This is a genomic window from Streptomyces sp. 3214.6 (assembly GCF_900129855.1).
In the GTDB taxonomy this organism is placed as follows: Bacteria; Actinomycetota; Actinomycetes; order Streptomycetales; family Streptomycetaceae; genus Streptomyces; species Streptomyces soliscabiei.
Genome location: NZ_LT670819.1, coordinates 3,095,341 through 3,118,019, shown reverse-complemented (window position 1 = coordinate 3,118,019; position 22,679 = coordinate 3,095,341). Strand labels below are relative to the sequence as shown.

Here is a 22,679-nt window from a genome sequence, read left to right as displayed (position 1 = left end):
AGGGCACACGCCCCCGTAAGGGTTAGGAGGATATCGGGGCGCTGACGGTTCCGCTCAAATGAAAGCAAAGCCTGAAGCGTCACGCGTCGCGTTTCTTCAGCAGGAGGTAGCCGCCCGCCAGCGCTGCGACCACCCACAGCGCCATGATCGCGAGCCCGCCCCAGGGCCCGTACGGCGTGTCGTCGTCGAGGGGCGTGACCACCTGCATGATCTTGCTGCCGGCCTGGTCGGGCAGGTACCGGCCGATCTTCTTCGTCGCCGAGACGTTGCCGAGGATGTTGGAGATCAGGAAGAAGAACGGCATCAGGATGCCCAGCGACAGCATCGGCGAGCGCAGCATCGTGGCCACGCCCATCGAGAACACCGCGATGAGGGTCATGTACAGGCCCCCGCCGATGACGGCCCGCAGGACTCCGGTGTCCCCGATCGACGCCTTGTGGGTGCCGAGCATGGCCTGCCCGAGGAAGAACGTGACGAAGCTGGTGACGAGCCCGACGGCGAGACACAGCCCGGCGGCCACCGCGATCTTGCTGAACAGGAACGTGGCGCGCTGCGGCACCGCGGCCAGCGAGGTGCGGATCATGCCGGTGCTGTACTCGTTCGACACGACCAGCACCCCGAACACGATCATCGCGAGCTGGCCGAGGCTCATCCCGGCGAAACTGATGAACGTGGGGTCGAAGGAGAGCTGGTCGCCCCGGCTCATGTGGTCGAAGTCGTTCTTCGACAGTGCCGAGATCAGCATGCCGAGGGCGATGGTGACGACCACGGCGAGGGAGAGCGTCCACACGGTGGAGGCCACCGACCGGATCTTGGTCCATTCGGACCGGATGACCTGGGTCGCCGCCATCATCAGCTCCTCGTCCAGTCGTCGCCCCACCGCTGCTGTTGCGGCGCGGGCGCGTCCGTGTGTGCGTGGTACTCCACCGACTCCGCGGTCAGCTGCATGAAGGCCTCCTCCAGGGAGGCCTGCTGAGGGCTCAGCTCGTGCAGCACGATCTGGTGCTGCGCGGCCAGCTCCCCGATGCGCTCGGACTTGCCGCCGTCCACCTCCAGCACCCCGCTGCCCGTCTCCACGACCGTGATCCCCGCGCCGTGCAGCACATCGAGCAGCCGCTCCCGCTGAGGGCTGCGGATCCGCACGTACGACCGTGAGTTCTGCGCGATGAAGTCGGCCATGGAGGTGTCGGCGAGCAGCCGGCCCTGGCCGATGACGACGAGGTGGTCGGCGGTCAGCGCCATCTCGCTCATCAGGTGCGAGGAGACGAACACCGTCCGGCCCTGCGCCGCGAGCGACTTCATCAGGTTGCGGATCCAGTGGATGCCCTCGGGGTCGAGCCCGTTGACCGGCTCGTCGAACATCAGGATCCGTGGATCGCCGAGGAGCGCGCCCGCTATGCCGAGCCGCTGCCCCATGCCCAGCGAGAACCCCTTGGCCTTCTTCTTCGCCACGGCGGTGAGCCCGACGGTGTCCAGCACCTCGTGCACCCGGCTCTTGGGGATGCCGTTGCTCTGCGCCAGACACAGCAGATGGTTGAACGCGCTGCGCCCGCCGTGCATGGCCTTGGCGTCCAGCAGCGCGCCGATGTACTTGATGGGGTCCTTGAGCCGGTCGTAGTGCTGCCCGTCGATCCGCACGTCCCCGGCGGTCGGCCGGTCGAGGCCGAGCATCATCCGCATGGTGGTGGACTTCCCGGCGCCGTTGGGACCGAGGAAGCCCGTGACGATGCCGGGTCTGACGGTGAAAGTGAGGTTGTTCACCGCCACTTTCTCGCCGTACCGCTTCGTCAGGCCCTCGAGCTCGATCATGCCGACACGCTATGACCCGAGTCGGACGGCTGCCACCCGTATGGGCAAACAGAGGGCGACTCCGACGGCAACGGTTGTGACAGGGCGGAGGCCCACACCCCCCTGCCGGGAGTGCGGGCCTCGACCTCAGAACCCTTACTCAAAACTCTTACGCAGAACTCTTACCGGGACTGCTGCGCCGGAACCCCGCGGGAGATCGGCTCGTCGTCCGTGGACGGCGTGCCGGCCGCGGCCACCGCGGCACCGGTCAGCGTGGCGAGCATCTCGCGGACGTTCGTCAGCTGAGCGTTGATCGAGTCGCGGCGGTTGGTGAGAGCCGCCAGCTCGCGCTCGGATTCCGAACGGATGCGGTCCGCCTTGGCATTGGCGTCGGCCACGATGTCCTCGGCCTGACGCTGCGCCGTCTCGACGGTCTGCCGGGCGCGACGCTCGGCGTCGGTGCGCAGCTTCTCGGCCTCCAGACGCAGCTGCTCCGCGCGGTGCTCGATCTCCGCGAGGCGCTTCTCCGCCTTCTGCTGACGGGACGCGAGGTCGCGCTCCGACTGCTCGCGGCGCTTGGCGAGGTTGGTCTCGAAGTCGGCGGCGGCCTGCGCGGCCTTCGCGCGGGTCTCCTCGAAGAGGGCGTCGGCCTCCTCACGCTTCGACTGCGCGTCCTTCTGCGCCTCGGAACGCAGCTGCGACGCGTCGCTCTTGGCCTTCTCGACGATCCGGACGCCCTCGTCCTCGGCCTTGGCCTTGCGCTCCGCAGCGAACGATTCTGCGTCGTTGCGAACCTGCTGGGCCGCCGACTCGGCGAGCTCACGGTGCTGCTCGGCCGCCCGACGGGCCTCCTCGCGCAGGTCCTTGGCCTCTTCCTCGGCGAGGCGGAGGATCTTCTCGACACGCGCGCCGAGACCGGCGTACGACGGCTCGGCGTCGCTTACCTGGGCCTGGGCGTTCTGCGTTTCGAGGTGGAGCTCCTCGATGCGCTTTTCCAGAGCAGTGATACGGGCCAGAGCGCTGTCACGGTCGGAGACGAGCTTCGAGATGCGTTCGTCCACCTGAGCGCGGTCGTACCCACGCCGCACAAGCTCGAAGCCGTAGGGGGAAGTGTCGCTCATGGGGTTCCTGTCGAATGAGACCGGTGAGGTGATAGGTGGAATCCTAGGGGCCTGAGCGGTGTGTCATCGAGCGTATGCGTGTTTGATCTGGAGAATGACACCCCTTTTGGGTGGCTGAACGGCAGACCGCTTGCCAAAGGTTCGCTCAAAGGGACCAGACTTTAACGCAATCCACACATTCCGCTAGCCCTCCGAGGACTTCCCACCCGATCGAGGCGCCCCGATGGCGGCACCCGCCTTGAGCCCTCCGTCCTTGCCGCCGCCCGGCGCCTCGAAGGACTCCAACGCCTCCAGCACGTCCTGGACACGGGAGATCTCGGCGTTGATGTCCTCACGCCGGCGCACCAGGACCTCCAGCTCGCGCTTGCCCTCCTCGACCGTGCGCCGCGCCTCGCGGATCGCCTCGGCCTTGAGCTCCTCGGCCTCCCGCACCAGCGTCGACTTCTTCTGCTCGGCCTCCTTGAGCAGCCCCTCGGCCTTCTTCACGGCGGCGATGCGGACCTTGCCGGCCTCCGAGTTGGCGTCCGACACCAGCTCCTTGGCCTTCGCCTGCGCCTTGGCGAGCTGCTCCTCGGCCGCCTTGATGAGCGCGTCACAGCGGTCGCCCGTCGACTTCATCGTCTCCGCGGCCTCACGGCGGGCCCGCTCGTGCAGCGACTCGATCTCGGCGGTGATGCGGTCGCGCAGCTCCTCGGCCCGCTCCCTTATCGCGGTCGCGTCCCGGCGCGCCCCGACAAGCAGCTCGTCCGCGTCCGTACGGGCCTTCTCCACCCGGGAGTTGCCCTCCACCGTCGCCTCGGAGACGACCCGTTCGGCCTCGTTGCGGGCCGCGCCGACCATCGAGTCGGCCTGCGCCTCCGCGTCCGCGGTGGTCTTCTGCGCCTGCGTCTGCGCCTCGGTGAGCAGCTTGTCTGCCTCGGCCGCCGTCTCCGTGATGAGGGTGTCGACCTGCTCGGCCGCCTCGGAGCGCCGCTTGTTGGCCTCCTTGCGGGCCTCGTCCAGCGTCGAGTCGGCCTCCTCGCGGGCGACGCTCATCAGCCGGTCGGCCTCCGCGGCCGCCTCCGTCTTGACGCGTTCGGCCTCGGCGCGGACCCGCTCGGCGTGCGCCTGCGCGGAACCCACCGTCTCGGCGGCCTCGGCGCGCAGCCGCTCCGCGTCCCCGGCGGCGTCCGAGATGAGCTTCTCCGCCTTGGCGACCGACTCGGCGCGCAGCCGGTCGGCCTCCGCGACCGTCTCCGAGTGCAGCCGCTCGGCCTCGGCGATGGTCTCCGTCTGGAGCCGCTCCGCCTCGCTGCGCGCCTCGGTGATGAGGGTGTCGGCCTGCGTAGCCGCGTCCGAGCGGATGCGGTTGGCGTCGTCGCGGGCGTCCGCCCGGGTGCGCGAGGCGTCCTGCTCGGCCTGCGCGATGGTGTCCGAGGCCTCGGTGCGCACCCGCTGGGCGTGCGCGGACGCCTCCGAGCGCAGCCGCTCCGCCTCCGCGATCGCCTCGCCGACGGTCCGCTCGGCCAGCTCCTGCGCCGCCTGAGCCGCCTCGTTCGCCTCGCGCCGGACCCGGTTCGCGTCCTCGGAGGCCCGCTCCTGCACGGCGTAGGCGTCGGAACGGACCCGGTCCGCCTCCTCCTCGGCCTCGCGCCGGGTACGGTCCGCCGCGTGCTCGGCGGCCGAGCGCAACCCGGTGATCTCGTCCTGCGCCTGCTCGTGCAGCCCGGCCACGGAGTCCCGTACCTGCTGCGCGTGCTGCTCGGCCGCCGACACCATCTCGGTGGCGCGCCGGTCGGCCTCCTCGACCAGCCGGACGGCCTCGCTCTGTGCCTCCTCCACGCGCCGGCGCGCCGACGCCAGGAGCTCCTCGCTCTGCTCGCGGGCCCGCTCGCGCTCCTGGCCGGCCTCCTGACGGGCGGAACCGAGGAGTTCCTCGGCCTCACGCCGACGCCGGAGCGCCTCCTCCTGGGCGGCGGCCAGCGTCTCGGACGCCTCGGCGGACAGTCGCTCGGCAGCGGCCTGCGCCTCCGCGCGCACCCGGTCGGCGGTGTCCTGCGCCTCGGTCTTGAGCCGCTCGGCCTCGGCGGCGGCCTCCGAGCGCAGCCGGACGGCGACGGCCTCGCCCTCGGCGCGCGAGGCGGACGCGTCGGCGGCGGCCTCGTTGCGCAGCCGGTCGGCTTCGTCGGCGGCCTGCTGCTGCAGCGTACGGATCCGCTCCGCGGCCTCCGAGCGCAGCCGGTCGGTCTCCTCGCCGGCCTCGCGGCGGATCCGCGCGGCCTCCTCCCGGGCGTCGGTGAGCGCCTGCTCGGCGGAGGCGAGCCGGGACTCGACCTCCGTCTGCAGCCGGGTCAGCTCCTTGGCGGCCTCCGCCTGCCGGGCCTCGACCGCGCGCTCGGTGTCCTCGCGCAGCTCCTGCGCGGCCCGCTCGGCGCCCGAGGTGATGGTCTCGGCGAGCTCCACCGCCTCCTCGCGGGAGCGCTCGGCCTCGGCGCGGGTGCGCTCCAGGGTCTCCTCGGCCTGCCGGCGCAGCGTGGTGGCGCGCTCGATGGCCTCGGTGCGTACCTTCTCGCTGTCCGAGGTGGCCTTCTGGCGCAGCTCGTCCGCGTCGGCCTTCGCCTTGGACAGCAGCTCCTCGGCGGTCCTGGCCGCCTCCTCGATCTGCTGGACGGCCTCCTTGCGGGCCTCCGCGCGGATCTTCTCGCCCTCGGCGACCGCGTCGGCGCGCAGCTGCTCGGCCTCGCCGCGCAGCCGGCGGGCCTCCTCCTGCAGCTCGACCGTCTTGGCGCGGTACTCCTTGGTGTCGTCCTTCGCCGAGCCCTTGAGCTGTTCGGCGATGTCGTGCGCCTCGGCGCGCAGCCGGTCGGCCTCGGTCTCGGCCTCGCGGCGGATCCGCTCGGCCTCCTCGGCGGCGGCCTTGGTGGTGTTCTGCGCGTCCTCCTGCGCCTTGTTGAGGACGTCCTCGGCGGTCTTCGCCGCCTTCGACAGCTGGGTGGCGCTCTCCTCGGCGGTGAGCGTGCGGGCCTTCTCGGAGGCCTCCGCGACGATCTTCTCGGCCTCGGCGCGGGCGTCGGCGACGATCTGCTCGGCGTCCGCCTTGGTGGTCTCGGCCTCCTGGTTGGCCTCGGTGACCAGCCGGGCGACCTGCTCCTTCGCCGTACGGGTGCGCTGCTCGTTGGCCGACTCGGCGCTGGCGAGCGCCTTCTCGGCTGCGGCCTTGGCCTCGGCGAGCACCTTGTCGGCCTCGGCCTGCGCCTTGCGCAGCGCCTCCTCGGCCTCGGACATGCGCTGCTCGGCGGCCCGGCTGAGCTCACCGGCCTGACGGCGGGCCGCGTCGGACTCCGTGACGGTGGAGGTGCGCAGCTGCTCGGCGTGGTCGCTGGCCTCCTGCGCCTGGGTGGAGGCGGCGTTCAGCATCCGCTCGGCGTCCGTGCGGGCGCGCAGCAGGAGCTGCTCAGCCTCCGCGCGGGTCTGCTCGGCGTCGGCCTGGAGCCGCTGGCGGGCCTCCGCGGCGACCCGCTCGGCCTCGGCGCGCGCGGCCGCCAGGGCCTGCTCGGCCTCGGCGCGCGACTCGTCGAGCAGCCGGCGGGCCTGCGCCTCGCTGCGGGCCCGCAACTGCTCGGCCCACGCCACGTTCTCGTTGACGTGCGACTCGACGTTCTGCCGGCGCTCCGCCAGCTCCTGGTCGAGCTGCTGACGACGGGTGACCGCCTCCTGGTGCAGCTCCGCCTGCAGCCGGGCCGCCTGCTCGGCATGCTCCTGGAGGATCCGCTGCGTCTGCGCCCGGGCCTGGCTCAGCTCCCGCTCGGCGTCCTGCCGCAGCTGGTCGGCCTGCATCTGCGCGTTGCGCAGCATCTGCTCGGCCTGGTACCCGATGTCGCCGCCGTCGAAGGCGGGCCGGGACATGATGGTGCGACGCGCCTCGTGCAACTTGGCGCGCAGCACCTCGACCTGGTAGCCGAGGTCCTCGGCGTGCTGGATCGCCTTTTCCCGCTCGGTCTTCAGCCGCTTCATCTCGGCTTCGAACCGAGTCAGGTGGTCGACGTCAGCCGCCGGCTCCCGCTCCTGGCTCTCGTAGCCCCGCACTGCGCGGTCCCATCCGTCCCTGGTCGCAAGCTTCCCGAACGAGCTCCGTCCATCCGCCGAACGGGGCTCCCGGGGAATGGTGTCAGATCAACGGCGGAGCATGGGCTGCTGCCCCGACGCTCGTCCCCCGAAACCCGGACCCCGGCTGCGCCCTGCCGCCGTACGGCAGGACCGGGTCGCCCCGGTGTGAGCGGCGACCGCCCCCAACCCTACCGGCCCATATGTACGGGGGTCAGTGCTGAGGTGACTCAACAGGGGCCGATGTGACCAGTTCTGTCAGTACTCCGTGGCAATCCTTTGGGTGCAGGAAAGTGATTCGTGACCCCATGGAGCCGCGCCGCGGCTCTTCGTACAGAACGCGTACGCCCTTGGAGCGGATGTCCGCGGCCTCGCCGTCCACGTCCGCCGTACCGAAAGCGATGTGGTGGACCCCTTCGCCGTTCTTGTCGAGCCACTTGGCGACGGTCGAGTCGGGGCGTGTCGGCTCCAGAAGCTGCAGGTAGGAGGCGCCGCCGTCGGACGTATCGTTGATCTTGAGCATGGCCTCGCGGACGCCCTGCTCCTCGTTGACCTCGGAGTGGAACACCTCGAAGCCGTAGGTGGCCCGATAGAACTCGACGGTCGCGTCGAGGTCGTGGCAGGCGATACCGATGTGGTCGATTCGCGTCAGCATGGAGTCAGTGGACCGCTTGGGAGGTGGTTACGCAACGTGCGCGCGATCACACTGAAGGCACGGTGACGGGGCGGACTACCGCTCAGTACATTCGAAGTAAACCCTCGTTCACTCCTCGGCCTGTGCAGGCCGGTAAGGGGAATCGCAGCTCATGACTGGATCGACTGGTTCCAACGGCACGACCTCGGTGATCGTCGCGGGCGCGCGTACGCCCATGGGACGGCTGCTGGGCTCCCTGAAGTCCTTCTCCGGAGCCGACCTCGGCGGTTTCGCGATCAAGGCCGCCCTCGACCGTGCGGGGATCGGCGGCGACCAGGTGCAGTACGTGATCATGGGCCAGGTGCTGCAGGCCGGCGCGGGCCAGATCCCGGCCCGGCAGGCCGCGGTCAAGGCCGGCATCCCGATGAACGTCCCGGCGCTCACCATCAACAAGGTGTGTCTGTCGGGCCTCGACGCGATCGCGCTCGCGGACCAGTTGATCCGCGCGGGTGAATTCGACATCGTGGTGGCCGGCGGCCAGGAGTCCATGACCAACGCCCCGCACCTGCTGCCGAAGTCCCGCGAGGGCTTCAAGTACGGCGCGATCGAGATGCTCGACGCGATGGCGTACGACGGTCTGACCGACGCCTTCGAGAACATCGCCATGGGCGAGTCCACGGAGAAGCACAACACCCGTCTGGGCATCGCCCGTCCGGAGCAGGACGAGATCGCCGCCCTCTCCCACCAGCGCGCGGCCGCCGCCCAGAAGAACGGGGTCTTCGAGGCCGAGATCACCCCGGTGGAGATCCCGCAGCGCAAGGGCGAGCCGGTCGTCTTCAGCAAGGACGAGGGCATCCGCGCCGACACCACGGCGGAGTCCCTGGGCAAGCTCCGCCCGGCGTTCACCAAGGACGGCACGATCACCGCGGGCTCGTCCTCGCAGATCTCCGACGGCGCGGCCGCCGTGGTCGTGATGAGCAAGGCCAAGGCCGAGGAGCTGGGCCTCGCCTGGATCGCCGAGATCGGCGCCCACGGCAACGTGGCCGGGCCGGACAACTCGCTGCAGTCGCAGCCCTCCAACGCCATCCTGCACGCCCTGAAGAAGGACGGCCTGGAGGTTTCCGACCTGGATCTGATCGAGATCAACGAGGCCTTCGCCGCGGTCGCCGTGCAGTCAATGAAGGACCTCGGCGTGTCCACGGAAAAGGTGAACGTGAACGGTGGGGCCATCGCCCTGGGCCACCCGATCGGTATGTCCGGCGCGCGCCTGGTGCTGCACCTGGCCCTGGAGCTCAAGCGGCGGGGCGGCGGCGTCGGCGCGGCGGCGCTGTGCGGCGGCGGCGGTCAGGGTGACGCGCTGATCGTGCGGGTACCGAAGGCCTGAGTGCTGTCGTACGTCTTTTACTGAACGGATCTGAACGGAGCTGTGATGCAGGACGTCTCCTCGCTGGTCGCCCAGGCCAGGGAAGGCCGGCCCCGGGCGGTGGCCCGGCTGATCTCCCTGGTGGAGGGGGCGTCCCCGCAGCTCAGGGAGGTCATGGCGGCCCTGGCCCCGCTCACGGGCAACGCGTACGTGGTCGGTCTGACCGGCTCGCCGGGCGTCGGCAAGTCGACGTCCACGTCGGCGCTCGTGACCGCCTACCGCAAGCAGGGCAGGCGGGTCGGCGTCCTGGCCGTCGACCCGTCGTCGCCGTTCTCCGGCGGCGCCCTGCTCGGCGACCGTGTGCGCATGTCGGAGCACGCCTCCGACCCCGGCGTCTATATCCGCTCCATGGCCACCCGCGGCCACCTGGGCGGGCTCGCCTGGGCGGCCCCGCAGGCGATCCGTGTGCTGGACGCGGCGGGCTGCGACGTGATCCTGGTGGAGACGGTCGGCGTCGGCCAGTCGGAGGTCGAGATCGCCTCCCAGGCCGACACCAGCGTGGTGCTGCTGGCGCCGGGCATGGGCGACGGCATCCAGGCCGCGAAGGCGGGCATCCTGGAGATCGGCGACGTCTACGTCGTCAACAAGGCCGACCGGGACGGCGCCGACGCCACCGCCCGCGAGCTGAACCACATGCTCGGCCTTGGCGAGGCCCGCGGCCCAGGCGACTGGCGTCCGCCGATCGTGAAGACGGTCGCCGCCCGCGCCGAGGGCATCGACGAGGTCGTCGAGGCGCTGGAGAAGCACCGCGGGTGGATGGAGGAGCACGGCGTCCTCACCGAGCGGCGCCGCGTCCGCGCCGCCCGCGAGGTCGAGACGATCGCCGTCACCGCCCTGCGCGAACGCATCGGCGACCTGCACGGCGACCGCCGCCTGAGCACCCTCGCCGAACGCATCGTCGCCGGCGAACTGGACCCCTACCGCGCGGCCGACCAACTGGTGGCGGGACTGACCGAGCGCTGAGCCCCGCCACCGGTCCTGCTCATCCCCCCGAGAACCGCGACACCGACGTCCGCGCCGCGCTCGGCCGACTCTGCCGTCCCGGGCTCGGCCGGGTCTGGCGTACCACCGGTTCCGTGGTGGTCGGGGAGTTGGTCGGGTGGTGTCCAACTGCGTTGTACCGGGGGTGGGTTGGTGTATGCCCGCCCTTGCCTGTCCGGCCCCGGTGCCCGGAAAAGGCGTGGTGCGGCGCTCGGGCGCGCTGATACGTTCACCCGCGTGTTTCTCCTCTTGGCATAGGGCCCGCCTCGGCCCGTGACCGGCGAGCGGCAGTCGGCCGCGCCGGTCGCGGCGATTCGGCGACCCCTTTCCCGCCCTGCCATGAGTCGAGGAACTCCTCATGTCCGCTTCACCCGCCGTGCGGCCTTCGTATGCCGTCGTGCTGCGCGTTCCGCATGCCCGCCGTACCTTCGCCGCCGCTCTGACCGGCCGCTTGTCGTACGGGATCGTCCCGCTGTCCGTGATGCTCGCCGTGACCCGGTCCTCGGGCTCGTACCCGGTGGCGGGCACCGTGATGGCCCTGTTCGGGGCCACGGTCGTCTTTCTGTCGCCCGCCCGGGCGGCCCTCGTCGACCGGTACGGGCCGCGCCGGGCGCTCGTGCCGATGACCGCCGCGTACCTCGCGATGCTCGCACTGCTGACCGCGGCCGTCGCGCGCCCCGACGCCACCCCCGTGCTGGGCGTTCTCGCCGCCGCGGCCGGCGCCTGTGTGCCACCGCTGGGGCCGACCATGCGGGCCGTGTGGGGCAGGCTCGCCCCGGATCGCGCGCTGTTGCAGCGTGCCTACAGCCTCGACGGGGTCGCCGAGGAACTGCTCTTCGTCGCGGGCCCGTTGCTGGTCGGCGTCCTCGTCGGCTTCGCGCCGCCGGCCGCCGGGATCGTCTTCGGGGCGGCCCTGATGGCCGGCGGCACGGCGGGGTTCGTGTCGTCGCCCGCGGTGCGGCACGTGCGGCCGGGAAAGGCCGAGGCCGCCGTGCGACGGGGCGGAGGCGGGCTGCGCGGGCTCGGGCGGCCCGTCGTCGCCGTCGCGGGCGTCGGGCTCGCGCTGGGCGTGGTCGACCTGCTGGTCGTGGCGTTCGCCGAGCGGCACGGGGCCGGGTCCGGCGGGGCGGGCGTGGCGTGGGTGCTGGCCGCGCTGTCGGCCGGCAGTGCCGTCGGCGGGCTGCTCAACGGGGCCGTCGCCTGGCGGACCGCGCCCGGGATGCGGCTGCCGCTGCTCACGGCGGGGCTCGGCGTGACCCTGTGCGGCGCGGGACTGGCGCCGGGGCTCGGCACGCTCGCCGTGGCCGTCGCGGTCGCCGGGTTCTTCGTGTCGCCGGCGCTCACCACCGCCTATCTCATCGCCGACGAGTGCGCCGCACCGGAAGCCCGGGTGCGGGCCGGGGCGTGGATCAACACGGCCGTCAACGCGGGGAGCACCGCCGGCACGGCGGTCGCGGGCGCGCTGGCCGGACGGCTGCCGGTGGGGGTGTGCTTCGCGGTGACGGGGGCGGCGGTGCTGCTGACGGCGGCGCTCACCAGCACCTCCAGGGGGAGGGGCACGAGCGAACTCGTACCCCTCGCCTGACGCTCGCCCAGGGGGCGCCCCGTGACTCCTACGGGCGTCCCCGGTGCGTGCGGAGGTGTTCCGCGACGGGCTTCAGGGCCTTGGAGAGTTCCGTCGTGGCCTCGGGGGAGAGAAGGTCGATGAAGTGGCGCCGTACGGAGTCCACATGGTGGGGCGCGACCTTCTGCATCATCTCCAGGCCGTGGTCGGTGAGGACGGCGTACAGACCGCGGCGGTCGGACTCGCAGTTCTCACGGCGCACCAGGTTGGCGTTCTCCATGCGGGTGATCTGGTGCGAGAGGCGGCTCTTGGACTGGAGGGTGGCGGACGCGAGGTCGCTCATCCGCATCCGGACGCCCTCCGACTCGGAGAGGTTCACCAGGATCTCGTAGTCGTTCATGGTCAGTCCGAACGGCTGCAGGTCCTTTTCGAGCTGATACGTCAACAGCCTGTTGACCTCCAGGTGGGTGCGCCAGGCGCACTGCTCCGCATTGGTCAGCCAGCGCGTGGCCGTTTCGGTCTCCATAAATGAAGTCTACCTAAAATGTTGAAAGGCGAACTAGTGAGGGTGGTGTGACGGTGCGCACGCGTTCGATGTCACACTCCGCAGACTACCGCTCACAGCCCGAAGCGACGCTGGAGGTCTCCCAGCTGTCCGGGAAGGCGCGGTGCGCCGGATTGCGCTCCGTGGCCGCCGTGACCACCCGCTCCCGCGCCGCCGCCGGGCACTCCCGGCTCGTGCGGGACGGCCCCCGTGGCCTGCTCGGCCATGAGGATCTCGGTCGACTGCAGAAGCACCGTGCCGGCACCCACGAACTCGAACTGATGCTCCTCCCCGGAGGCCCCTCCAAGGCCTGTCAGTGCACGTAGACCGCCCATGACGCCGGTCATGTACCCGTGGTCGTAGTGATGGCACGGGGACGGGCAGTCGGCCCAGCCGACAAGCGCTTGCGGGTCCACCCGGATCGGCGGCTCCATGAACACCACCGGACCGTTGGACGCGGCGACGAACTTTCCGGTTCCGATCAGCGTCAGAAATCCGGGGACGATCGACTGCTTGAGCGACAGACTTGGCTGAAAAGCGAGCAGATTGCCCGAGCGAATGGTCAGATTGCCGTCGTCCAGATCATACGAATTCACATCGAAGGCCCGGTCTGCGAGGAGCATCTTGCCCGAGCCCTCCGCCACGACCCAGTCGCTCGCGTGCAGAGGCGAATGGAACGAGGTGCGCACGAGACGGTCCAGCCGGCCGTGTCCGACGCCGTTGAAGTCGATCGAGCCGTAGTAGGCGATCATCTTCCCCTTCTGCAGGAACCACTGGCTCCCCTTGAGCTCCACGCAGAAGGTGTAGTTGTTCACGTTGTCGTCGACCGGCAGGGTCATGGGGTCGTGCACCGTCGGGCCGCCGCCCGGAGCCCCGTACATGCTCACAGCTTCTCCTCCGATGCCTGGACGAACACCGCACCGCTGCCGCTGAGTTCCAGCTGGAACGCCTCGCCCGAGCCGCGGCCCACCATGTCCCGCCAGCCCAGCGCGGTCGACAGCTTGTTGCGGACGTCGCCGTGGTGCGCGACGTAGGCCTGGGGGTCGACATGGATGGGACGCTGCGGGGTGATCGGGACCTCGAAGACCCCGCCGTGGGCCATCACGGCGACGGCCCCGTGTCCCTTCAGGGTGGTGGTGAACAGCCCCTGGCCGCTGACCTGGCCGCGCACCATGCCCATGACCCCGCCCTGCGAGCCGAGGAACATCGTGCCCTGCTGGAGCGTGCCCTCGAAGGCGAGCAGCCGGTCCGCCTCCACGTACAGCGTGTCGCCGGTGAGCCGGATGACCTGGACGTGGTGGCCGCCGTGCCCGAACAGGACCGTGCCGCTGCCCTCGACGGTCATCAGGGGCGTGTCCTCGTTGGCGAGCCGCCGCCCGATCATGGACATCACGCCGCCCTGCCCGCCCTGGATGTTGGGCGTGAACGCCACCTCGCCGCGGTAGGCCAGCATCGCGCCGCGCTGGCTGAAGAGCCGTTGCCCGGGGACGACGGTCGCCTCGACCATCTTGGAGTTGATCTCACGGAAGGTCATCTCACACGTCCCCCGCGATCGTGTTGCGCTCGCTCGGCTGGACGTACACCAGGCCGTCCCCCTCGAAGCGGATCTGGAAGGCCTCGCCGCCGCCCTCGCCCATGAACGTGCGGAACGTCACGCCTGACTGGAAGGACTGCCGGACGTTGCCCTGGTGCGCGACATACGCGCCGGGGTCCACGGTCAGCGGGTACTGCGGGCTGACGCGCAGCACCACCGCCGGCCCGTCCGAGGTGATCGCGGCCTGGCCGTGCCCCTCGACGGTCGTCGTGAACAGCCCGTTGCCCTGGGTCGCGCCGCGCAGCCCGGTGAAACTCGTCCCCGTCCTGAGGCCCGCGTCGGTCGCGAGCAGGTTGCTCGACTCGACGTACAGCTTGTCCCCCTGGAGTTGGACCAGGTTGATCTCGGAGGCCCGGTCGGCGAACCAGCACGTGCCCTGCCCCCTCACCTCCATCACGGTCATCTGCTCGCCGGTGAGCCGCCGGGTCACCATCCCCCGGATCCCCTCGCCGCCCCCGCTGAGCTTCTTGAAGGCCATCTGCCCGTCGTACGCGACCATCGAGCCGTTCTTCGCCTTCACGGCGTCCCCGGTCATGTCGACGGCAAGCACCTTGCTGCCTTGAAGTCGAAACATCGCCACGCTGCGAAGGTAGCCGCCGGACGGGTGCGCCGAACAGCACCCGGGGGTGGAGAGCGACCCTGAACGCACCCTTAGGGGGACCGTTTGCCACAATGGACGAACGCTTGTGCGCGCATTCACAAACCGGCGTTCACAAACCGCCCGCCCATCGCCGTACCTCCCCCCGAAGGTGACTCGTGGACCTGAAGACAGCTTCCGCCATCCGCCGTCTCCGCCTGATCTCCGTGCCGGAAGGCATCTCCTGGATCATCCTCGCGGTCTGCACGATCATCAAATACACGATCACGTCCAGCGTCGACGTGGCCCGGGTGCTCGGCCCGATCCACGGCGTGCTGTTCGTCTTGTATGTGCTCTTCTGGGCGGACGCCTGGAATCGCACGAAGTGGTCCCGGAAGACCGCGGCCCTCTACTTCGCGTACTCGATCATCCCTGGAGGTGGCCTCATCGCCGAGCGCCGCCTGCGTCGTGCCAGCGAGGACGCGGTCATCGCGGCCCGCGCCCGCCAGGAAGGCGTCGTGAACGCATGATCGTCGCCTTCTCGGTCACCCCGCTGGGCGTCGGCGAGGACGTCGGCGAATACGTCGCCGACGCCGTCCGGGTCGTCCGCGAGTCCGGCCTCCCGAACCGCACCGACGCCATGTTCACGTCCATCGAGGGCGAGTGGGACGAGGTCATGGACGTCGTCAAGCGCGCCGTGGCCGCAGTCGAGGCACGCGCCCCCCGGGTCTCCCTGGTCCTCAAGGCGGACATCCGCCCCGGCGTGACGGACGGCCTCACCTCGAAGGTGGAGACCGTGGAGCGCCACCTCGGCCAGTGACGCCCTGCCCCGGCAGTGGCTGGTACACCCGTTTGAGCAGTCGCTCGAACGGGTGACAGCGGTCGGGGTTTTGGCGTGTGCCGCATGGCTAATGTCTCCCGGGGTCGATCAAGTTGCGCCCGGTGGCGTGGCATTGAAGGGGAGTGTGCGGTGGCAGGGCGGCGCGGACCGGGGCGACTCGGCAGGGCGATCACGGCGTTCGTACTGACGGCATCGCTGGCGGTGGTCTGCGTGGGGGAGGCGCACCGCGCGACGCCCGCGTGCGCCCGCGCCCGGGGCGAGCTGACCGTCGACGACCTGCCCGCCGGCTCGTCCGTGCTCGACTGCCTGGCCGTCGGCCGTGTGGTCACCCACGCCGGGGCGGCCGTGACGGTGCCCGAACCCGGCACGACGGTCAGCGTCGACGCGCTCACCACGAACGGCTCGGCAGGCGACTTCACCCTGGCCGTCGCCGCCGACGGCACGGTCTCCTACCCCCACGAGGAGGCCCGCACCGAAGCCGTCGCGGGCAGCCGCGCCGACGCGCCCGCTCCCTGCGCCGACGGCGCCTACTCCACGGCCGGCCGCAAGGAGTACGGCACGTACGAGTGGTTCGTCGGCGACGGCCCCCTGCCCGGCGGCCTGTCCCGCGCCGAGGCCCGGCGGGCCTTCGAGGACGCCATCGCCACCATCACCACCAGCCGCAACGACTGCGGTTACGACGACGCCGTCATGGCGAAGGCCCGCTACCTGTCGACCACCGGCAACGAGGCCGGCATCGACCGCGCGGCCCGCTGCGTCCGCCGGGACGGCCTGAGCGTCTGGGACGGGGGCGACCTCGGCACCGACGCCGTCGCCACGACCTGCTCATGGAGCCGTCCGGTCCCCGGCGGCCCGGACGAACTCCTCGAGGCCGACGTCCGCTTCAACACCCACGACTACACGTTCACCGACAAGCCGTCCGGCGGCTGCACGCGCGCGTACGACATCCGCAGCGTCGCCACGCACGAGGCCGGCCATGTCTTCGGCCTCGGCCACTCCGGCGCCGGACACGAGAACCTCACCATGTACGCGAACTCCTTCGCCTGCTCCACCGGAGCCCGCAGCCTCGGCAAGGGCGACGTCCTCGGCCTGCGCAGCCTCTACGGAACGACTCGATGACTGAACGACCGCGCGCTGCCGGTCGGCGCCATCGCCGGCGAGCTGTACGCGGGGGCCCGACTGCGTCCCGTCACCCGCGAGCGCATCGCCCTTCCGCTCGTCTGTGTGACGCTGCTGCCCTACCTGGGCTACGCCCTCCACCCCGGTCTCGCCGTCTCCCTCGTCCTGCTGCTGGTGTCGGGGGCCGGCTCGGCGTACACCCTCGGCCTCGACCAGTGGATCGTCCGGGACGGGCCCGAGGAGCTGCGCGGACGGGCCATGACGCTGCTCACCGCGGGGCTCATGACGTTCCAGGGCGTCGGCATGGCCCTGGCGGGGGTGGCCGCGGAGCTCGTGGGCGTGGCGGGCGCGGTCACGGGGGCGGGGGTGCTGGGGACGGTGTGCTGTGTGGCGGTGGCCGGGGAGGTCCGGCGGACCGAAGGCCGAGACGGGGCTGACCGCGATATGACCGGCCGGTAAGGTCTGGAGACGTGCCGAAACCGCTCAGTCTCCCCTTCGACCCCATCGCCCGCGCCGACGAGCTCTGGAAGCAGCGCTGGGGAAACGTGCCGTCCATGGCCGCGATCACCTCGATCATGCGCGCGCACCAGATCCTGCTCGCCGAGGTGGACGCCGTGGTCAAACCGTACGGCCTGACGTTCGCACGCTACGAGGCGCTGGTGCTGCTCACCTTCTCCAAGGAGGGCGAGCTGACCATGTCGAAGATCGGCGAACGGCTCCAGGTGCATCCCACCTCGGTGACGAACACCGTCGACCGCCTGGTCAGGTCGGGACTGGTGGACAAGCGCCCCAACCCCAACGACGGGCGCGGCACCCTCGCCGTCATCACCGACAAGGGCCGCGAGGTCGTCGAGGCGGCCACCCGGGACCTGATGGCGATGGACTTCGGGCTCGGGGTGTACGACGCGGAGGAGTGCGGCGAGATCTTCGCGATGCTGCGCCCGCTGCGGGTGGCGGCGAACGACTTCGAGGACCAGTAGCACCTGTCCTCACCCCGCGCAAGATCGCCCGATAACCGATGGTTACGCTCGTCCTCATGAAAAAGAGCGTGCTGACCCGCTACCGCGTCCTGGCCTACGTCACCGGTGTCCTGCTGGTCCTGCTGTGCCTGAGCATGATCGCCAAGTACGGCCTGGACGTCGACGGCGCCGCGGACTTCACCCGCGTGGTGGCCATCGCGCACGGCTGGCTCTACGTCGTCTACCTGGTCTTCGCCTTCGACCTGGGCTCCAAGGCGAAGTGGCCGGTCGGCAAGCAGCTGTGGGTGCTGCTGGCGGGGACGATCCCGACGGCCGCGTTCATCGTGGAGCGGAAGATCAGCCACGAGCTGGAGGGCAAGCTCGCGGACGCGGCGCCGACGCCCGTCAAGGCGTAGCCCCACCGCCGTACGCCACACGCGCGTGCGGCGGTTGTTCGCGAAGTTTTACTAGGACGTCCTACTAAAATTCATCGAATCCATCGACATTTATTCGGACGTCCTAGTAAATTGAAAGCATGGACGCTGACGCCATCGAGGAGGGCCGCCGCCGCTGGCAGGCCCGGTACGACGCTTCGCGCAGGCGTGAGGCCGACTTCAGCACGCTCTCCGGGGACCCCGTGGAGCCGGTCTACGGGCCGCGGCCTGGTGACGCCTACGACGGCTTCGAGCGGATCGGCTGGCCCGGCGAGTACCCCTTCACGCGCGGGCTGTACCCGACCGGTTACCGAGGGCGCACCTGGACGATCCGGCAGTTCGCGGGGTTCGGCAACGCCGAGCAGACCAACGAGCGCTACAAGATGATCCTCGCCAACGGCGGCGGGGGCCTGTCCGTCGCCTTCGACATGCCGACCCTGATGGGGCGCGACTCCGACGACGCGCGCTCCCTGGGCGAGGTCGGGCACTGCGGGGTCGCCATCGACTCCGCCGCCGACATGGAGGTCCTCTTCAAGGACATCCCGCTCGGTGACGTGACGACCTCCATGACCATCAGCGGTCCCGCCGTCCCCGTCTTCTGCATGTACCTCGTGGCCGCCGAACGGCAGGGCGTGGATCCGGGCGTCCTCAACGGCACGCTCCAGACGGACATCTTCAAGGAGTACATCGCCCAGAAGGAGTGGCTCTTCCAGCCCGAGCCGCATCTGCGCCTGATCGGCGACCTGATGGAGTACTGCGCGGCCGGCATCCCCGCCTACAAGCCGCTGTCCGTCTCCGGCTACCACATCCGGGAGGCGGGCTCGACGGCCGCGCAGGAGCTGGCGTACACGCTGGCGGACGGCTTCGGGTACGTCGAACTGGGGCTCAGCCGCGGCCTGGACGTGGACGTGTTCGCGCCCGGCCTGTCCTTCTTCTTCGACGCGCACCTCGACTTCTTCGAGGAGATCGCCAAGTTCCGTGCGGCGCGCCGGATCTGGGCGCGGTGGATGCGCGACGTCTACGGGGCGCGCTCCGAGAAGGCGCAGTGGCTGCGCTTCCACACCCAGACCGCCGGCGTCTCGCTGACCGCCCAGCAGCCGTACAACAACGTGGTCCGTACGGCGGTGGAGGCGCTCGCGGCGGTGCTCGGCGGGACCAACTCGCTGCACACCAACGCCCTCGACGAGACCCTCGCGCTGCCGAGCGAGCAGGCGGCGGAGATCGCGCTGCGCACACAGCAGGTGCTGATGGAGGAGACCGGCGTCGCGAGCGTGGCCGACCCACTGGGTGGTTCGTGGTTCGTCGAGCAGTTGACGGACCGGATCGAGGCGGACGCCGAGAAGATCTTCGAGCAGATAAAGGAGCGCGGCACCCGGGCCCACCCCGACGGGCGGCACCCCATCGGGCCCATCACCTCCGGCATCCTGCGCGGCATCGAGGACGGCTGGTTCACCGGCGAGATCGCCGAGTCCGCCTTCCGCTACCAGCAGGCCCTGGAGAAGGGGGAGAAGAAGGTCGTCGGCGTCAACGCGCACACCGGATCGGTGACCGGGGAGCTGGAGATCCTGCGGGTCAGCCACGAGGTGGAGCGGGAGCAGGTCCGGGCGCTGGCTGCGCGGAAGGCGGCCCGGGACGAGCGGGCCGTACGCACCGCCCTCGACGCCATGCTGGCCGCCGCCCGTGACGGCTCCAACATGATCGGGCCGATGCTGGACGCGGTACGCGCCGAGGCGACGCTGGGCGAGATCTGTGACGCCCTGCGGGACGAGTGGGGGGTGTACACGGAGCCGGCCGGTTTCTGAACCGGCGGGTTTCTGAACCGGCGGGTTTCTGAACGGCCCCGGGAGCTGTGATCCAGGGCGGGAACCCGACGGCTAGGAACCGGGCAGGCCCGTGAGGCCGCTCAGCAGGATCGTCGTGAAGCGGCGCACCCACTCCTCGTCCGCCGGTTCCGCGCTGACCAGGGTGCGGTGGACGACCGCGCCGGCGACGACGTCGAAGATGAGGTCGACGGTGCGGGCCGCCTCCTCGGGGTCGGACTCCGGGGGGAGTTCGCCGCGGGCACGGGCACGGGCCCGGCCCTCCAGGACGAGGTCCTTCTGAGGGTCGACGATGGAGGCGCGGATGCGCTCGCGCAGCTCGCCGTCGCGCGTGGACTCGGCGACGGCCGCCATCAGACCGCTCTTGGCCTCCGGGCGGGCCAGGATCGCCGCGAACTGCAGGACCACGCCCTCGATGTCGGCGGCCAGGCTGCCGCGGTCGGGGAGTTCGAGTTCGCCGAAGAGTTCCGCGACCGCGTCGACGACCAGTTCGCTCTTGCCGGACCAGCGGCGGTAGAGGGTCGTCTTCGCCACGCCCGCGCGCGCGGCCACGTCGCCCAGGGTGAGCTTCGACCAGCCAAGTTCGACCAGCGCCTCCCGTGTCGCAGCCAGGATCGCGGTGTCCGCGGCGGCGCTGCGCGGACGGCCGGTACGGCATACGGGGGTGCGGCTCTGCATCCCCCGACCATAACCGGCGGTTTGTTCCGGGCTTCCGTGAGGCAGATCACCAGAGGGCGACCCAGGGGGTGGTGTTGTGGCGGCACTCAGTGCCATTACGCTACGACTCGTAGCGTAAGCTCGTGTTGTCGGGCGTAAACGGGACGCTTTTTCATGCAGGCGCGCTGACGGGGGAGGATAGACGCATGCAGCCACGGAACATGTCCATGAGCGGAGTCGTCGACCTCGCCGCGGTGAAGGCGGCCCAGGAGGCCAAGGCGAAGGCGGAGCAGACGCGCGCCGAAACGGCGCGGCAGGGCGGCGCGGGCGCCGTCTCCCCGGCCGATCTCGTCATCGACGTCGATGAGGCGGGTTTCGAGCAGGAGGTCCTGCAGCGGTCCGCCGAGGTGCCGGTCGTCATCGACTTCTGGGCCGAGTGGTGTCAGCCCTGTAAGCAGCTGAGCCCCGTCCTGGAGCGGCTCGCCGTCGAGTACAACGGCCGCTTCCTGCTCGCCAAGATCGACGTCGACGCTAACCAGATGCTGATGCAGCAGTTCGGGGTGCAGGGCATCCCGGCGGTGTTCGCGGTCGTCGCAGGGCAGGCGCTGCCGCTCTTCCAGGGGGCGGCCGGCGAGGCCCAGATCCGGCAGACCCTCGACCAGTTGGTGCAGGTCGCCGAGCAGCGGTTCGGGCTCACCGGTCTGAGCGTCGATCCCGACGCCGAGCCGGGCGGCCGTCCGGAGGCCGCCGCGGCCGAGCCGGTCGGGCCGTACGACGGACTGCTCGAAGCCGCCGTACAGGCGCTGGACGCCGGTGACTTCGGCGGCGCGGTGCAGGCGTACAAGAACGTGCTCGCCGACGACCCGGGCAACAGTGAGGCCAAACTCGGGCTCGCGCAGGCCGAGTTGCTTCAGCGGGTGGGTGGTATGGATCCGCAGCAGGTGCGCAAGGAGGCGGCCGACCAACCCATGGACGTCGAGGCGCAGATCGCCGTGGCCGACCTGGATCTGGTGGGCGGTCATGTCGAGGACGCCTTCGGGCGGCTCATCGACACCGTGCAGCGCACGTCCGGCGACGACCGGGACGCCGCACGGATGCGACTGCTCGAACTGTTCGAGGTGGTCGGGCCGGACGACCCCCGGGTGGCGGCGGCCCGGCGGGCGCTGGCGCGTGCGCTGTTCTGATCCGGGCGGAGCGCGGGTTCTGACCAGTCGCTAAACGTCAGAGCCCGTGTCGCCGGAGTGAAAGTTCTGCCGAGATGGGCCTTCCGCGGCCGCGTTTTACCAAATCTTGGTAATCGCGGCCGCTGTTACTGCCAGTAAGGCTATGGCGTTGATCTGTCGGATTCTGTCCATCGATCAACAGCTTTGTCCTGGGCATGGATGACACCCTGTGTTGCCGGTCGAGACCTGTGGGTCGTTGTTCGGTTATCCGGCCGTTACTAGCCAGTAACGAACCCCCTTGTGCGGGCGGCGAGAATGCACCACGATCGGCCACGCTCGGTCCAATCCCGTACCCCGACAGCCGGTTGGGTCAACGGGTTTTCCTGGGTCCCCACCGAGCAGGGCAGGCGGCAGTGGCGCCGGCCCTTGGGCAGGGGGGTCTTCGCTGCGCGAAGCCTGCCCAGCAAGGTTGTGCGTGATGCGTGTCAGGCGCGACCAGTGGTTGTCGCTCGGGGGTGATCGCCGGTGATCGGTGCGCGGTTCGCGCCTCCGAGTTACGGGCGCTCCCCTTCCCGAGGACGTAGCACTTCTCCCATCCCTGCCCGGCTGAGCCGCCGTTTCAGGAGGCTAGTCAGGGCCAGGAGATGTACGTCCGAGAAGGAGGAAATATGGAGTCCCAGGTGCGTGGCGGGACCAGATGGAAGCGGTTCGCTGTGGTCATGGTGCCCAGCGTCGCCGCCACGGCATGTATAGGTGTCGCCCTCGCGCAGGGTGCACTGGCCGCGTCGTTCAGCGTGTCCGGCCAGTCGTTCAAGGTCACGGCCGACCAGCTCGACGGCACGGGCTTCTCGCAGTACGGCGCGATCGACTCGGGTTACACCCTCGACGGCAAGAAGACGGCTCACCCCGTCGCCGTCTCCGGGTTCAAGAGCGCCTCGATCACGAACATGTGCCAGTCCGTGGTCACCCCGAACATCCCGCTGATCGGTTCCGTCAGCCTCACGCTGAAGGCGGGCGGCGGCGGTAAGCCGGTCGAGGCCGAGAACCTGTACATCGACGTCGAGGACCTTTCGGCGGACGCCGTGTTCCGGGGGCTCGACATCGGCGTCGCGGCCAAGGACGCCAGCAAGGGTCCTGGTCTCAAGAGCGGTGACACAGCGAACCCGTTCGGGTTCGCCCAGCAGGCCGACTCCGTCACGCTGACCGACGTGAAGCAGACGGCGTGGGCCACCACCGCCGGAACCTTCAAGCTCAGCGGCCTGAAGATGTCGCTGTCGACGGGTGTCAAGGAGTGCTACTAAGCACTCTCTGACGGGCGGGGGAGCCGGTGGCGCCCCCGCCCGTCCATCGTGAAGGCCGGGTCTTCACGCGCTGTAC

At 70.4% G+C, this 22,679-nt stretch carries 21 protein-coding genes and 1 pseudogene; 12 read left to right on the top strand and 10 right to left on the bottom strand.

Going from position 1 to position 22,679, the window contains the following annotated elements:
- Nucleotides 1-79: 79 nt before the first annotated feature.
- The 5 genes from B5557_RS13820 to mce all read right to left on the bottom strand — a co-directional run bounded on the left by B5557_RS13820 (nt 80) and on the right by mce (nt 7,647).
- Nucleotides 80-850, bottom strand: coding sequence for an ABC transporter permease (locus B5557_RS13820; RefSeq protein ID WP_079659497.1), 771 nt, complete (start codon nt 848-850; stop codon nt 80-82).
- Between the two features lie 2 nt (nt 851-852).
- The gene (locus tag B5557_RS13815) at nt 853-1,809 is read right to left on the bottom strand and encodes an ABC transporter ATP-binding protein (RefSeq protein ID WP_079659496.1); all 957 of its coding nucleotides are present in this window, start codon (nt 1,807-1,809) and stop codon (nt 853-855) included.
- Nucleotides 1,810-1,970: 161 nt separating this feature from the next.
- Nucleotides 1,971-2,909: a cellulose-binding protein gene (locus tag B5557_RS13810; protein WP_079659495.1), complete on the bottom strand. Its 939-nt coding sequence runs from the start codon at nt 2,907-2,909 to the stop codon at nt 1,971-1,973.
- A gap of 183 nt (nt 2,910-3,092) precedes the next feature.
- Nucleotides 3,093-6,974: a polarized growth protein Scy gene (scy, locus tag B5557_RS13805; RefSeq protein WP_079659494.1), complete on the bottom strand. Its 3,882-nt coding sequence runs from the start codon at nt 6,972-6,974 to the stop codon at nt 3,093-3,095.
- 232 nt (nt 6,975-7,206) lie between these two features.
- Nucleotides 7,207-7,647, bottom strand: a complete 441-nt coding sequence (gene mce / locus B5557_RS13800) for a methylmalonyl-CoA epimerase (protein WP_079659492.1) — start codon at nt 7,645-7,647, stop codon at nt 7,207-7,209.
- 151 nt (nt 7,648-7,798) lie between these two features.
- Here mce and B5557_RS13795 point away from each other — a divergent pair, with 151 nt between their 5' ends.
- The 3 genes from B5557_RS13795 to B5557_RS13785 all read left to right on the top strand — a co-directional run bounded on the left by B5557_RS13795 (nt 7,799) and on the right by B5557_RS13785 (nt 11,615).
- Nucleotides 7,799-9,010: an acetyl-CoA C-acetyltransferase gene (locus B5557_RS13795; RefSeq protein WP_079659491.1), complete on the top strand. Its 1,212-nt coding sequence runs from the start codon at nt 7,799-7,801 to the stop codon at nt 9,008-9,010.
- Between the two features lie 45 nt (nt 9,011-9,055).
- Nucleotides 9,056-10,012, top strand: coding sequence for a methylmalonyl Co-A mutase-associated GTPase MeaB (gene meaB / locus B5557_RS13790; protein WP_079659490.1), 957 nt, complete (start codon nt 9,056-9,058; stop codon nt 10,010-10,012).
- A gap of 376 nt (nt 10,013-10,388) precedes the next feature.
- Nucleotides 10,389-11,615, top strand: a complete 1,227-nt coding sequence (locus tag B5557_RS13785; protein ID WP_079659489.1) for an MFS transporter — start codon at nt 10,389-10,391, stop codon at nt 11,613-11,615.
- 28 nt (nt 11,616-11,643) lie between these two features.
- Here the strand turns inward: B5557_RS13785 and B5557_RS13780 are convergent, their stop codons facing one another.
- From B5557_RS13780 to B5557_RS13765, 4 genes are all read right to left on the bottom strand, one after another.
- A complete protein-coding gene (locus B5557_RS13780; RefSeq protein WP_079659488.1) occupies nt 11,644-12,120 on the bottom strand; it encodes a MarR family winged helix-turn-helix transcriptional regulator in 477 nt (158 codons plus the stop codon).
- A gap of 92 nt (nt 12,121-12,212) precedes the next feature.
- On the bottom strand, nt 12,213-13,019 hold the full coding sequence (locus B5557_RS13775; protein ID WP_173877827.1) for an AIM24 family protein: 807 nt from the start codon (nt 13,017-13,019) through the stop codon (nt 12,213-12,215).
- Nucleotides 13,020-13,021: 2 nt separating this feature from the next.
- Nucleotides 13,022-13,672: an AIM24 family protein gene (locus B5557_RS13770; RefSeq protein ID WP_079659486.1), complete on the bottom strand. Its 651-nt coding sequence runs from the start codon at nt 13,670-13,672 to the stop codon at nt 13,022-13,024.
- Between the two features lies 1 nt (nt 13,673).
- Complete coding sequence (locus B5557_RS13765; RefSeq protein ID WP_079659485.1) at nt 13,674-14,306, bottom strand: AIM24 family protein; 633 nt, start codon at nt 14,304-14,306, stop codon at nt 13,674-13,676.
- A gap of 182 nt (nt 14,307-14,488) precedes the next feature.
- On the opposite strand from B5557_RS13765, the gene B5557_RS13760 reads away from it, so the two are divergent.
- From B5557_RS13760 to B5557_RS13730, 7 genes and pseudogenes are all read left to right on the top strand, one after another.
- Nucleotides 14,489-14,839, top strand: a complete 351-nt coding sequence (locus B5557_RS13760) for a DUF3817 domain-containing protein (protein WP_079659484.1) — start codon at nt 14,489-14,491, stop codon at nt 14,837-14,839.
- Nucleotides 14,836-15,129: an MTH1187 family thiamine-binding protein gene (locus B5557_RS13755; RefSeq protein ID WP_079659483.1), complete on the top strand. Its 294-nt coding sequence runs from the start codon at nt 14,836-14,838 to the stop codon at nt 15,127-15,129. Before B5557_RS13760 ends, B5557_RS13755 begins: the two co-directional genes overlap by 4 nt.
- A 150-nt stretch (nt 15,130-15,279) precedes the next feature.
- On the top strand, nt 15,280-16,269 hold the full coding sequence (locus tag B5557_RS13750) for a matrixin family metalloprotease (RefSeq protein ID WP_079659482.1): 990 nt from the start codon (nt 15,280-15,282) through the stop codon (nt 16,267-16,269).
- 12 nt (nt 16,270-16,281) lie between these two features.
- Nucleotides 16,282-16,728: pseudogene (locus B5557_RS13745) on the top strand (MFS transporter); the annotation flags it as partial.
- Between the two features lie 11 nt (nt 16,729-16,739).
- The gene (locus B5557_RS13740; protein ID WP_079659470.1) at nt 16,740-17,249 is read left to right on the top strand and encodes a MarR family winged helix-turn-helix transcriptional regulator; all 510 of its coding nucleotides are present in this window, start codon (nt 16,740-16,742) and stop codon (nt 17,247-17,249) included.
- Nucleotides 17,250-17,305: 56 nt separating this feature from the next.
- Nucleotides 17,306-17,644: a DUF3817 domain-containing protein gene (locus B5557_RS13735; protein ID WP_079664761.1), complete on the top strand. Its 339-nt coding sequence runs from the start codon at nt 17,306-17,308 to the stop codon at nt 17,642-17,644.
- 119 nt (nt 17,645-17,763) lie between these two features.
- Complete coding sequence (locus B5557_RS13730) at nt 17,764-19,464, top strand: acyl-CoA mutase large subunit family protein (RefSeq protein ID WP_079659455.1); 1,701 nt, start codon at nt 17,764-17,766, stop codon at nt 19,462-19,464.
- Nucleotides 19,465-19,536: 72 nt separating this feature from the next.
- Here the strand turns inward: B5557_RS13730 and B5557_RS13725 are convergent, their stop codons facing one another.
- Nucleotides 19,537-20,160 carry a TetR/AcrR family transcriptional regulator gene (locus tag B5557_RS13725; protein WP_079659452.1) on the bottom strand — a complete coding sequence of 208 codons (624 nt, stop codon included), beginning with the start codon at nt 20,158-20,160 and terminating at the stop codon, nt 19,537-19,539.
- 185 nt (nt 20,161-20,345) lie between these two features.
- Between B5557_RS13725 and B5557_RS13720 the strand changes: the two genes are divergently transcribed.
- Both B5557_RS13720 and B5557_RS13715 read left to right on the top strand, forming a co-directional pair.
- Nucleotides 20,346-21,323: a tetratricopeptide repeat protein gene (locus tag B5557_RS13720; RefSeq protein WP_079659451.1), complete on the top strand. Its 978-nt coding sequence runs from the start codon at nt 20,346-20,348 to the stop codon at nt 21,321-21,323.
- A 647-nt stretch (nt 21,324-21,970) separates the two neighbouring features.
- The gene (locus B5557_RS13715; RefSeq protein WP_079659449.1) at nt 21,971-22,603 is read left to right on the top strand and encodes a DUF6230 family protein; all 633 of its coding nucleotides are present in this window, start codon (nt 21,971-21,973) and stop codon (nt 22,601-22,603) included.
- The last annotated feature ends 76 nt before the right edge of the window (nt 22,604-22,679 follow it).